The 12,118-nt window shown below is 49.9% G+C and carries 12 protein-coding genes; 3 read left to right on the top strand and 9 right to left on the bottom strand.

Going from position 1 to position 12,118, the window contains the following annotated elements:
- Positions 1-49: 49 nt before the first annotated feature.
- Positions 50-1,441: an MATE family efflux transporter gene (locus tag A3849_RS05055; protein ID WP_074110435.1), complete on the top strand. Its 1,392-nt coding sequence runs from the start codon at positions 50-52 to the stop codon at positions 1,439-1,441.
- Between the two features lie 111 nt (positions 1,442-1,552).
- On the opposite strand, the gene A3849_RS05050 is transcribed toward A3849_RS05055, so the two are convergent.
- Positions 1,553-2,674 (bottom strand): NADH-dependent flavin oxidoreductase, encoded by a 1,122-nt coding sequence (locus A3849_RS05050; RefSeq protein ID WP_074110434.1) that lies wholly within the window; start codon positions 2,672-2,674, stop codon positions 1,553-1,555.
- Positions 2,675-2,837: 163 nt separating this feature from the next.
- On the opposite strand from A3849_RS05050, the gene A3849_RS05045 reads away from it, so the two are divergent.
- Entirely contained in the window at positions 2,838-3,269 is a 432-nt protein-coding gene (locus A3849_RS05045; protein WP_074110433.1) for a MerR family transcriptional regulator, read from the top strand.
- Positions 3,270-3,304: 35 nt separating this feature from the next.
- On the top strand, positions 3,305-3,730 hold the full coding sequence (locus A3849_RS05040; protein ID WP_074110432.1) for a MaoC family dehydratase: 426 nt from the start codon (positions 3,305-3,307) through the stop codon (positions 3,728-3,730).
- A gap of 84 nt (positions 3,731-3,814) precedes the next feature.
- Here A3849_RS05040 and paiA read toward each other — a convergent pair whose 3' ends face one another.
- From paiA to A3849_RS05000, 8 genes are all read right to left on the bottom strand, one after another.
- Entirely contained in the window at positions 3,815-4,333 is a 519-nt protein-coding gene (gene paiA / locus A3849_RS05035) for a spermidine/spermine N(1)-acetyltransferase (protein WP_074110431.1), read from the bottom strand.
- A gap of 22 nt (positions 4,334-4,355) precedes the next feature.
- A complete protein-coding gene (locus A3849_RS05030; RefSeq protein WP_074110430.1) occupies positions 4,356-4,808 on the bottom strand; it encodes a MarR family winged helix-turn-helix transcriptional regulator in 453 nt (150 codons plus the stop codon).
- A 125-nt stretch (positions 4,809-4,933) separates the two neighbouring features.
- The gene (locus A3849_RS05025) at positions 4,934-6,268 is read right to left on the bottom strand and encodes a 6-phospho-beta-glucosidase (protein ID WP_143191739.1); all 1,335 of its coding nucleotides are present in this window, start codon (positions 6,266-6,268) and stop codon (positions 4,934-4,936) included.
- Positions 6,269-6,274: 6 nt separating this feature from the next.
- Positions 6,275-7,270: an N-acetylglucosamine kinase gene (locus A3849_RS05020; RefSeq protein WP_074110428.1), complete on the bottom strand. Its 996-nt coding sequence runs from the start codon at positions 7,268-7,270 to the stop codon at positions 6,275-6,277.
- Between the two features lie 145 nt (positions 7,271-7,415).
- Positions 7,416-8,405 (bottom strand): LacI family DNA-binding transcriptional regulator, encoded by a 990-nt coding sequence (locus A3849_RS05015; RefSeq protein ID WP_074110427.1) that lies wholly within the window; start codon positions 8,403-8,405, stop codon positions 7,416-7,418.
- Positions 8,406-8,492: 87 nt separating this feature from the next.
- Positions 8,493-9,878 carry an ABC transporter substrate-binding protein gene (locus A3849_RS05010; RefSeq protein WP_074110426.1) on the bottom strand — a complete coding sequence of 462 codons (1,386 nt, stop codon included), beginning with the start codon at positions 9,876-9,878 and terminating at the stop codon, positions 8,493-8,495.
- Between the two features lie 54 nt (positions 9,879-9,932).
- Entirely contained in the window at positions 9,933-10,811 is an 879-nt protein-coding gene (locus A3849_RS05005; protein WP_074110425.1) for a carbohydrate ABC transporter permease, read from the bottom strand.
- Positions 10,808-11,665 carry a carbohydrate ABC transporter permease gene (locus A3849_RS05000; protein WP_074101484.1) on the bottom strand — a complete coding sequence of 286 codons (858 nt, stop codon included), beginning with the start codon at positions 11,663-11,665 and terminating at the stop codon, positions 10,808-10,810. Before A3849_RS05000 ends, A3849_RS05005 begins: the two co-directional genes overlap by 4 nt.
- Positions 11,666-12,118 lie beyond the last annotated feature (453 nt).

Below are 12,118 nucleotides of genomic sequence, written 5' to 3'. Positions count from 1 at the left end.
CATATGTTAGAATAGCGAAGCCCTAATTCTAATATAAAGAAGTGAACTTATGCTAGAGCCCAAGGTGAATGTGAAGCAGGGCCGCCTGTTTCTCGACAAGTATTTTTCCGGAGAATCCATTGACTACCGTCAAATCATATCGTTATTTCTTCCTATATTGGTAGACCAGGCCTTTGTGGTAGGGCTGAACGTCGTGAACACAGCGATGATCAGCTCTTCCGGTGTGGCGGCGATCAGTGCGGTGAATATGATAGATTCGCTGAATATTTTTCTGATCAGTGTGTTCATCGCGGTATCCACTGGCGGAACCGTTGTTGTAGCGCAATATAAAGGCAGCGGGAACGACCTGATGGTCTCCAAAGCCGCCGCCGGAGCGGTCTCCTCTGTTTCGCTGATGGCATTTGCCATCGGCTTGTTTGGCATTGTGTTCCATGGACCGCTGCTGCATCTGCTGTTCGGTGCGGCTTCACCGGAGGTCATGTCGAACGCCCGTACGTATCTGATCGGCAGCAGCCTGTCCTACCTGGGGATTGCTGTGATGGAAGCGGTGTGCGGCGCGCTGCGCGGCATCGGGAGGACCCGTGTGTCCCTCGTACTCTCGCTGATTATGAACTTTTCTTATGTGCTGTTGAACTTTGTGTTCATCAACGGGCTGCATATGGGCGTGTTCGGCATGACCATCGCGATTAATGCCTCCCGGTATCTGGCGGCGGTCTGCTCGCTGATCTATCTGTTCCGGCTCGACAGCAGCCTCCGGGTGAAGATCCGGGACTTATTGGTTCTCAACTGGACCATGCTCCGGAGAATCATGTTCATCGGCCTGCCGTTTGCGGCGGAGCAGATGTTCTTCAATGGCGGTAAGATTCTAACGCAGATTTTTATTGTCAGTCTTGGTACCTATGCCATTGCGACCAATGCAATCACTTCCTCGCTCGCCGGGGTCATGCAGATTCCCGCCAATGCATTGTCGCTGACGTTAATCACTGTCGTTGGCCAATGCATGGGAAGCCGGAATACACAGGATGCGCGCAAATTCGTTAAGTCATTTCTGTGGCTGTCCTCAGCCTCTTTTGTCTTAATGGCGCTGCTGATCTTCCCGTTATTCCACCCGCTGGTGTCGCTGTTTCATCCGCCGCAGGAGATTGTCCGGGATATCTTCATTGTTTTTCTGATTAATTCGATTGCCCAGATTCCGCTGTGGTCGGTCAGTTTTATTACCCCTTCGGCACTTCGTGCTGCTGGCGATTCCAAGTTCACATCCATCGTGTCGATGCTGTCCATGTGGCTGTTCCGCGTAGTGCTCGGCTACATCCTCGGCATCGTGCTGCATATGGGTATTCTCGGAGTATGGCTGGCCATGAACTGTGAGTGGGGCATACGCGGCTTCATTTTCCTCCGGCGTTTTCTCGGGGATAAGTGGGTTCAGCATAAGGTGATTTAACCCCTAAGGTATATACGATAAAAAAAAGAACCCATTGTCCACGATAAGTGGAGATGGGTTCTTTAAGTCCGTTGAGAATACAATAAACGATTCAACGGTATTTCAGGATGTTTATTTAGCGATATTAAACCAACCGGGCATGGCTTGAAATACATTCCAAAGTTTTTCCGGAATATTAAGCTGGTCGAGTTTCGAAACGTTCAATTCAGAATCCACCTCGGCTTCACGCCCATTTGCGACCTTCTCAACCCAATTGGGATCCATAATTAACGCATGTCCAATGGCGACTAGCGGCAAGCCTAATTCCATAGCATTAAGGGCATCATCCGGTGTTAGTATGGAGCCGGCAGCCATCACCGGTATCTTCCCGTTTGCTCTTTCGAGAATGAATTCAAGCCGAGTTTTTTCATCTTGACTGTCTACTGGCTTTGAAGACACATTATCTAATGAAGCATGAATGTAATCCAAATCCTGTTCAACAAGGAAATCTATTAATTCATACGTGTCTTTCATACGTAATCCGTCCACTTTGTGGGATTCTTCAGGGGAAAGCCGGAATCCGATAAGGAATGGTTTTGTAGCATGTTTTTCAATGACATTTTTGACCTCTTCAATAATTGCCAATGGGAAACGCAAGCGATTTTCAAGTGATCCTCCCCATGGGTCCGTCCGTTGATTTGTTGCTGGCGACCAGAAGTTTTGTATTAAAAATCCGTGAGCCCCGTGAATTTCGACGCCATCAAATCCGGCTTCAATTGCTCGTCTTGTTGTGTCTCCAAAAGCACGTACAATCAACAAGATCTCCTCATGGGATAGTTCCCTTGTTTCTGAAGTTGAACCTAAATTAGTGACTTCGGGCTGCAATGCACTCGCACTGACGGCATCCAGCCCAGGCACGGCTTTATTACCAGCATGAAAAATCTGCAGGACCGCCGGAGCGCCTCCACTTTTGGCTGCCTCAGCTAATTTTCGTAAACTTGGAGTGAATTCATCATTGTACCCAGCGAATTCATTCGTAAAACCCTGCCCATTAGGTGTAACGTGAGTACATCCTGTAATGACGAGTCCTACTCCATTCACTCTTTGTTTGTAATATTTCACTTCGTCATCCGAAAGGGTAAGATCGTCATTACTTGACCAGGTTGTCATTGGGGCCATAACGATACTATTCTTAATGGTTACTCCATTTCTGAATGTGAAGGATTCAAATAACCTGCTGTATTTCTGATTCATTTTATTAACCTCGCAATTCTGCTGTATTTTCTATTTCAGTGTAATTGGTTGCTGTTACGGGAAGTAAAGGATTTATTTATATATGGTCACATAAAGGTTTTTTATGTTATCGTTATCTTTGTGATAGATATTTAGTTACAGTAACTGGAGGTGTGGCGAGTAGATGCTGTATTCAATGACATATGTAGTGGAGAATGTAGATGTATCTGCTAAGACACTTAGATTTTATGAAGAGCAAGGGATATTACCAAACATATCTCGTGATGAAAAAGGCCGCAGAGTGTATACCCAACAACAAATAGACTGGATTTCTTTTATTCGTTGTCTCAAAGAGACAGGAATGCCACTTTCGAAAATAAAGGATTACAAGGAGCTTTATGAACTGGGGAATAACACCTTTTTGCAAAGAGAAGAAATGTTAATGCAGCACAAATTGGAAGTGCAGAAGAAAATTGACGAAAGTTTTAAACACTTGGAGGAAATAAACTATAAAATTGCCATGTATGAACTTCAAAAAGAAGAGGTTATGAACAATCCCAACTATGACTTTAAATGTCACGGTTACTTAAGCCCCCAGGACAAGATCGTCCAATAAAACAGCAAATTTAACGGATATAAGAGGTGCGATGAATGAGATTTAATGAATTTTTTGTCGGGCAAGTCTTCAGAACCAAGTCCATCAGAATGACTAAAGAGAGTATTACGAGATTTGCAGCGGAGTTTGACCCTCAATATATGCATTTGGATGAAGAGAAGGCGAAGCAAGGAAGATTCAATGGAATTATTGCTTCAGGTATACAAACCATGGCTGTCTCATTCAAACTTTGGGTGGAGACGGGGAGTTATGGCGATGATGTTATTGCTGGAACCGCTATGAATAATCTTAGATTTACTAAGCCGGTGTACCCGGAGGATGAGTTGTATACCCTTGTTGAAGTGACCGAAGTGAAAGAGAAGAAGAATGACACGGGGAGCGTTACTGTATTATTATCAACGTACAACCACAATGACGAGAAGGTTTTTGAAGGTGATTTAACCGTGCTGGTTAAGCAGTAACCTACACTCCAACAAAAGATATCCCTGACTCCTGCAACGGATAAGGGATATCCCGCTAGCCTGAATATCTTTACAGATAAATCCCTATTGGAGTGTCTTGGTCATTATCAGATCGATTTGTTCTTCGTCACCCATATAGAAAGAGTGGGCTCCGGTTTGAACAAACCCTGTTTTTTGATAAAAGGTAATGGCGCGCTCATTTTTTTCCCAAACCCCGAGCCAAATCTTCTCTTTATTCTGTTCTTTTGCTATGTCTATAGCTGTATTCATCAGATAGCTGCCAAGCCCCTGCTTATGGAATTTTTTGCGGATATAAATCCTCTCAATCTCAAGCGAAAGATTATCCATGATTTCTGATTGAGCCTCATTAGTGTTGACCTTTAAATACCCGGCAAGCTCCCCGTTAGAATGAATAAAATAGAATTCCGAAGAGATATTTAATAATTCCTTTTCTAATTGCCCTGCGTTAAACGCTTTTTCCAGGTAGGCCTTCATATGTTCAGGTGAATTTTGATCCTCAAATGTCTCCTTAAATGTTTCAACACTAAGATCTTGAAGGACTCCCAGATCTCCTAATGTGCACTTTTGTATAGTTATAGTCATTTTGGCGGCTCCTTTTACGAAATCAATACATTCTCTGGTTCCCTTTTTTTACAAACTCCCAGTCTTTTTCTACATTTGTTCTGACTCTTTGCAGCAGGTCGAAAACCGTGTTTATTTCACTTTCGGAGAATCCGGATAGTGCGACCCTATTGGAATAATCATTTTCCCTTTTAATAAAAGGGTACACAGTCATCCCTTTCTCTGTAGGAAATAGTTTTTTAATTTTTTGATTAACGGGATCATCATTCTTCTTAATAAATCCGTTAATCTCCAGTTTCTTTATGGCACGAGCCGCTGTTGTCCGGTCTACCTTTATCATTTCCGCCAGCTTTTCTTGAATCATTCCCGGATTTTCACATATTCGCACGAGATATAAGTACTGCCCTTTTGTAAGGTCATACTTTTTGAATTCTATATTACTTACAGAATCCAGTGCTCTGGCAATCATTCCAACCTCACGTAAAATTTCTTTCATAATTGCCACTCCGCTACTCATGTATTTTTCAAACGATGTAAGAAATAATACATTATTATTGTTGCATTTACAACAAAAAAAGAGCCTGCCCTTTTTGAAAGGCAGTCTCTTTTTGTTATTTCCGTTTATTGTCCCGGTGTCCCGGCAGTCTCTGTGGCAAAAAAGTTCGGCAAGTATGCTTTGTTCGCTTCCAGCATTTCGTCCAGCATGGCAATAGCCACCTCTACGGAAGGCACAAGCGGATGATGCGCGAGCGCCTGAATCGCCAGGCTGCGGTCCCCGGTGACAGCGGCATCAATGGCCAGTTGTTCGTAGGTTTTGACAGCATGGATCAGTCCCTTGGCCATCGTGGGAATCTTGGTCAGCGGCAGCGGCAGGGGGCCGGTCTTGGTTACCACGCAGTTGACCTCAATGCTCGCATCCTCCGGCAGGAAGTCCAGGACGCCGCGGTTCGCCACATTCAGTGTCTGGATGTCGTTCGTGCCGTTATGCAGGGAACGCATCAGATTGACCGCAGCCTCGGAATAAAAGGCTCCGCCGCGCTGCTCTAGCTGCTTCGGCTTCTCGCTCAGCTCTGGATTGGCGTAGATGGCGAACAGTTCCTCCTCTACGTGTTTGACAACTTCGGCGCGGTTGCCGCCTTGCTTGAAGGATTCCTGCTGTTCTGCGAGCATGGCATCGGTCATATAGAAATATTTCAGATAGTAAGAGGGCAGTGCATGCAAGGATTGCAGGAACTCGGGATTCCACTCCCTCGCTGGAACATTCTTCGCGCTGTAGCCAGCGGTGTCGGCCAGCATGTCATCCAGCATGTCTTCGCCTTCAACATCAATGCGGGTAATCCAATGCAGATGATTCAGGCCGACGAACTCGGCATAGATCCGGTCAGGGGCGGCATTGTATTTGGCCGATACCTGCTTGATCAAGCCGATGGGTGCATTGCACAGCCCCACACTCTTGACGTTCGAATACCGCAGCACTGCTTCGGTAACCATTCCGGCCGGATTGGTGAAATTCAGCAGCCAGGCGTTCGGCGCCAGCTCCTCGATATCCCGGCAGATGTCCAGGATGATCGGGATGGTACGCAGTGCCTTCAGCATTCCGCCCGGGCCCGTCGTTTCTTGACCGATTACTCCATACTTCAGCGGGATGGACTCGTCACGGGCGCGGGCATCCAGCATGCCGACACGAATCTGTGTGCTGACGAAATCGGCGCCTTCAATCGCTTTGCGGCGGTCGGTGGTGAGGTGGACCTCGATGGGAAGCCCGGATTTCTCTACCATGCGTTTGGCCAGGCTGCCGACGATATTCAGCTTGTGCAGGCCGGGTTCAATGTCCACAAGCCATAGCTCGCGGACCGGAAGCTCCTTGTGATGAAGAATGAAGCCTTCGACGAGTTCCGGGGTATAGGAAGATCCGCCGCCGATGACGGCGATCTTAAGGCTTTGGTTAGTTACCAAGATTAATCACTCCTGTCTGGTTGTGATGGGGATTGCTTCGAACTCTTGAAATACACGCATTTTCTCATAAATATCGTTGTTTACAGGAATACCGTCTTCTTCGAGTGCCGACCATACAGCACCGACGACAGGTTCTGTCGTTAAGGTGACCACGGAAGCGTTCGGAGCTGCGCTGTGCACCGCATGCTCAATCGGGCCAGTGATCCAGCCCCGGTCACCCCGGGTAAGCAGGCTTCCGGCGAGCACTACGTCAAAGGTATCGTTCTCCATGCCCAGCCTGTGAATCACGGCCGCAGCGGCCTTGCCCAGCTCCACGCCCTGGCGGTGCAGGATCGCAAGCGCTGCGGCGTCACCTTCGGCCGCTGCCGGGAACAGCAGGCGGGCGGCGTCCAGGGGCACGGACTTTCCATGATCGAGGAAGTCATCGAACATCTCTCCGACATGCGTATAGCCGAGCAGCTGAAGCAGCGGCTCTGTGAGGAGTGTAGGCGCTTCCCGTCCGTCCCAGGCCCGGAGTACGGTGCGGAATACTTCGATATTCAGTGCCCCGCCGCCTCCGAAATCACCGTACATATAATCAAAGCCGCCGCATTGATAGTGCCGGCCCTCACGGCTCCGCCCGGCGGCATTCGTGCCGGTGCCGCAGATGAGGGCAACGCCGTAAGAGCGTTTCGTACCGGCACGCAGGCCGATCATCGGGTCGCCGCTGATCGTATAACTCGTAAATCCGATGCTGCGGATCATCGGATGGAGGATGTCGTAATCCGTCTTGCGGTCAGCACCGGCCAGACCCAGATAAGCATGCTTAACCTCGCCAAGCTGGAGCCCTGCTTCCGCAAGCGCCGCGAAGGCCGCCTCATGGATACTGGCCGCGGCCTGACGGGCTCCCATCTGATGGTTCCCATTGCCGCTCCTGCCCTTGCCAAGCACATTGCCATGCTCATCGCAGAGCAGAGCGTAGGTTTTGCTTCCTCCGCCATCGATGCCCAAATAGTAAGCCAATGGTCGTCACTCCTAAAGTTTTGTAGCCACGCATCCTTGATATATACTCCGCAAAACTCGCCTCGAAAGCATAGTCTAAGTTTTGTGAGCTTTCACATCCTGAGTTATTTCGTCATCCTATACTTAGCTGCCGGACAGTACGGCTCTACTTGGATAAAGTAGATTCACGTACAATTAATTCCGGATCAATCCTTACGTTGGCCCCGCGCTTCATCGTCCCATTCATGCGTTTCAGCAGCATGTCGGCTGCGGCTATCCCGATCTTGTCTGCCGGCTGGCGCAGGGTTGTCAGATGCGGGCGGAGCTGGGAAGCAATGTAGTGGTCGTCATAGCCGACAACAGCCACCTCTTGCGGTACACGCACCCCGGCCTCCATCAGAGCATTGATCACGCCAAGGGCGATATTATCATCTCCCGTAAATACGGCGGTGGGCAGTTTGCCCCCGGACAGCCAGCGTTTCGCAGTATCGTAGCCTTTGGTAATTTCAAAATCGCCGTGGACAATCTCAAAGGGTTCCAGCCCTTGTTCCTTCAGGGCCTTCAGGAAGCCGGCGCGCCGTTCCTTGGTACTGCGGAACATCTCATTCCCGCAGAGATGGGCGATAGAGGTATGTCCCAGATCCAGCAGGTGGCGGGCGGCGGCATAGCCGCCTTTTACGTTATCAATAGTAATCGAATAGCTGTCATTCTCCGGCTGCTGATTATCAATCAGCACATAGGGGATGCCGCGCCGCTTCAGCTCCACAATATAGTTGTCTTCCTCCATCGGCGAGAGCAGAATCAGGCCGTCCACCCGGTCCTCCTGGATCAGATAGTGGTTCTCGTCCGAGGCGATACCCGTAGAGATGGAGATGGCCAGAAAATAGCCGTGCAGCGCCAGCACCTCATTCAGCTCTTTGACCACCGCATCGAAGAAGGAATCCTGCAGGGTCGTTACAATCAGACCGATGATGCCGGTCTTGCCGCTGGCCAGGCTGCGGGCCGCCGCATTGGGGCGGTAATCCAGCTCTTTGATCGCGTCCAGCACTTTTTGGCGGTTCTTCTCACGCACCGAGCCCGCCCCGTTAATGACCCGGGAGACCGTTACCACGGATAACCCGGATTTTTTGGCTACATCAAAAATACTCACTTTCATCTCAAACGCTCCTTGCGGCGGATTTTCCGAATCTATTCCCTGCCTACAGTATACAGGGCTTGCCGCATATCCGCTAAAGGCAGGGGTTTATCTCTTAATAATCTCGGTCACTTTCTTCTGAATCACCGGCATAACCTCCTCGAGTGTCTGATGTCCGGTCTCGACCGGCTGCAGCTCGTTGATGAACATGTCGTTGATCTGCGAGTAGTTGGTGATCAGATGGTTGTAGGATTCGAAGCCGTATTTGACTGCACCCTCGTAGACCTTCTTCACATCCGCCGGATCAATGCCGTCAAAATGCTTATAATATTCTTCCGCAGCTTCCGTATTGACCGGAGGATTGCCGCCGCTCAGCTCGATGGATTTCTCCTGGACTTCGGTGGTCATCAGATACTTGATCCATTCAAAAGCTTCCTTCGGATGCTTGGAGTCCTTCAGAATCAGCAGCGGATCGACGAACAGCGTACTGCGCACCTTCTCGTTGCCTCCCCAAGGGACGGCGGCTACGCCGATTTTGAATGGAAAATCATTCGCTCCCGCCAGGTTCCAGGAGCCGCCGATGGACATGCCGATTTTACCTGCAACGAAGGGATCGCCATTCTGTCCGGCCACGCTTTTGCTCCACTCGGAGGTGGGAGAGACTTTGTCCTTGAATATCAGATCGAACAGCTTTTGGTAAGCGGCAATCACCTTGGGGGAGTCAAAGTGGGTCTCGGAAGGCACGCCGCCGTTCGTCCAGGTATCTTCAGAATAGGGTTCAGCTCCGAAATACAGCGGCCGCATATCGCGCTCGGACCAGGTGAAGTCCACGCCGTACTGCGTTTTGGCAATGTCGTCAGAGACGACGGTCATTTGCTTGGCCTTTTCAACCATTTTGTCAAAGGTCCAGCTTTTGTCCTCATAATCACTTGGAGGATAGGAGAGCTTCGCGGCATCGAACATGTCTTTGTTGTACAGCATCAGGGTGACATACATGTTGACCGGGATGCCGTAGGTGCGGTTCTTGACGGTGTAGATTTTCATGAGATTGTCAGGAATGTGATAATCCTCCGGCTTGAATCCCACTTCCTTAATCAGATCGGTCAGATCGAGCAGCATGCCCTTGTTGTAATATTCGGCAAAACCGCCATATCCGTAATGGCTTGTGACATCAGGCGATTTGCCCCCGGCGATCAGGGTCTGCAGCTTGCTGTCGAACTGCTCGTAAGGCGCTTTTTCCACCTTGACCCGGATATTCGGATGCTTCTTCTCAAAATCGGGAATCAGCTTCTCGATAAACGTGCGGTCCTCAGAATCAATGGTGTAGTGGGTGATGGTTACTTGTTCTTCTGTGCTGCCGCCACTTGCCGCGCCATTATTTCCTGCAGCCACATTGCCCGCCGATTTGCCTCCGCTGCAGCCGGATAAGGCCGCCATTACAGTTAGTCCTGCTGCAAGCAGCAGTGAGGATGTTTTTCGGTTACGTGTGTTCATCAGCTAATCCCTCCATCATTACAAGTCGTATTGGACCGCCGGATAGGGCGGGGATTACTTGATGCCGGTCAGAACAATGCCTTCCACGAACTGCTTCTGGGCGACCGCGAACAAGGTCACAATGGGAAGCATCGCCAGTACGGAAGCGACCATCAAGAGGTGCCACGGCGGGATGCGGAAGCGCGACGAGGTGAGTGAGGCCATGCCGACCGGCAGGGTGAATTTCTCCGATGAGCTTAAGTAGAGCACAGGTGTAAGCAGGTCGTTCCAGCTGTAGATAAAAGCAAAGATTGCAACGGTTGCCAGTGCCGGAGCGGATAGCGGCAAGGCAATCGTCCACCACATCCGCAGCTCACCGCAGCCGTCGATCCGGCCGGCATCGAACAATTCCTCGGGCAGGGTGGAGAAGAATTGCCGCAGCAGGAAGATGTTGTAGGCCGAACCGAAGAATGCGGGCACGATCAGCGGCAGGAAGGTATCAATCCAGTTCATATGGGAGAACAGCACGAACTGCGGGATCATAATCGCCGGATACGGCAGCATCATGGTACTGAGCAGCAGGATGAACAGGAATTGGTTGCCTCTGCCCCTGAACCGCGCGAACCCGTAGGCGACCAGCGCCGAGGAGATCAGGGTGCCGATGACAGTCAGCACAGCGATGATCAGACTGTTCTTGTACAGGGTACCGAAATGCAGCGTGTCAAAAATCTCGCGGTAGTTGCTCCACGCCCAGCTCTCCGGCAGAAAGGTCGGCGGGAACTTCAGCATCTCCCGCTTCGATTTCAGTGAGGTGGAGACCATGAAGAACAGCGGCAGCAGCATAAGAAAGGTGGTAATCAGCAAAGTGATGAAGCTGGCTGCCTTCACAGGATCGACCCTCCGGCGGTGCGCAGAAGCGGGTGCGCGGTGGTTGGCTGTTTTGACGATGCTCATCGGCGTCCGCCTCCTTCATAGTGCACATAACGGTTCGACAGCTTCATAATGATAGCTGTGAACACCATAACCACGATCAGCAGCACCCATGCCAGCGCGGAGGAGTAGCCGGCACGGTATTCCTTGAAGGCACTGGTGTACAGATTGTAGACATAGAACCAGGTAGAGTAGTTAGGGCCGCCCTGTGTCATAACGAAGGCCTGGGTGAACACCTGGAATGAATCAATCAGACCCATGATGAGCTGGAACAGCAGTACCGGCGAGATCATCGGCAGGGTGATATTCAGGAAAATCCTGAACCGTCCGGCCCCGTCCAGGTTGGCAGCTTCGATCAGACTGGCAGGGACGCCTTGCAGCCCGGCGAGGAAAAGGATCATGCCTGAACCGGCGGTCCACAAGGACATGATAATTAGTGCATACAGCGCCGTGTCGGGACTCATCAGCCAGGCCGGGCCATGGATGCCGAACCAGGAGAGCATGTAGTTGAAAAGGCCGATCTGCGGGTTAAAGATCCAGTACCACAGGAGTGACATCGCCACCCCGGACACCATACTGGGGAAATACATCGCGGTACGGAAGAATCCGCGCAGCGGGATCGTCTGGTGCAGCAGGAGGGCGAAGCCAAGACCGAGCAGCAGCTGTATTGGCACACTGATGAAGGTGTACCTCAGGGTGACCGTGACTGATTTCCAGAACAGCTCGTTGTGAAACATCTCTGTGTAGTTGGCAAGTCCGATGAATCTCGGCGGGTGGATGATGTCATAGTCCGTGAAGCTGTAATACAGCGACGAAAGAATTGGGTACAAGGCAAACACCAGAAAACCGATTAACCACGGGGAAATGAACATATACATGTAGAAGGTCTGCCGCCGGCTTTCACTCTTAATCACTAACACACCAGCCTTTCTTGTTTAAAAGTATAAGCGCTTTAACTTTTATAATAAATAAACGTTGTAATCTGGATTTAATAAAGGAAATATTATTTATAAAGTTTAATCGCTTAAACTTTATAAATAACCTGATGAGATTATCATAGAGGATGGCCTGAAAATAATCAACCCCCAATTCATCGGATAAAGCGCTACCAGTGAAGAAATATAACGCTAAATAGAATTTTTGGTTGTGTTTTCGGTTTGATCTGCGGAGGTTTCGAGTAACTGTGTGAAGTAATATGACATTTTGGGAAGGGCGATGCGGTACCTAGGGGGATTTGGCTTGCGGAAAATAAAAGCCCCTCCGCCGGTTTTGGCGGAAAGAGGTTGATACATATACAATGTCCTCCTAGGCAAATGTTATAAGACATACTG

This window comes from Paenibacillus sp. P46E (assembly GCF_001909095.1).
In the GTDB taxonomy this organism is placed as follows: Bacteria; Bacillota; Bacilli; order Paenibacillales; family Paenibacillaceae; genus Paenibacillus_AQ; species Paenibacillus_AQ helianthi.
Note: the sequence above shows the minus strand (reverse complement) of the source record. Positions and strands in the feature narration are given on the sequence as shown.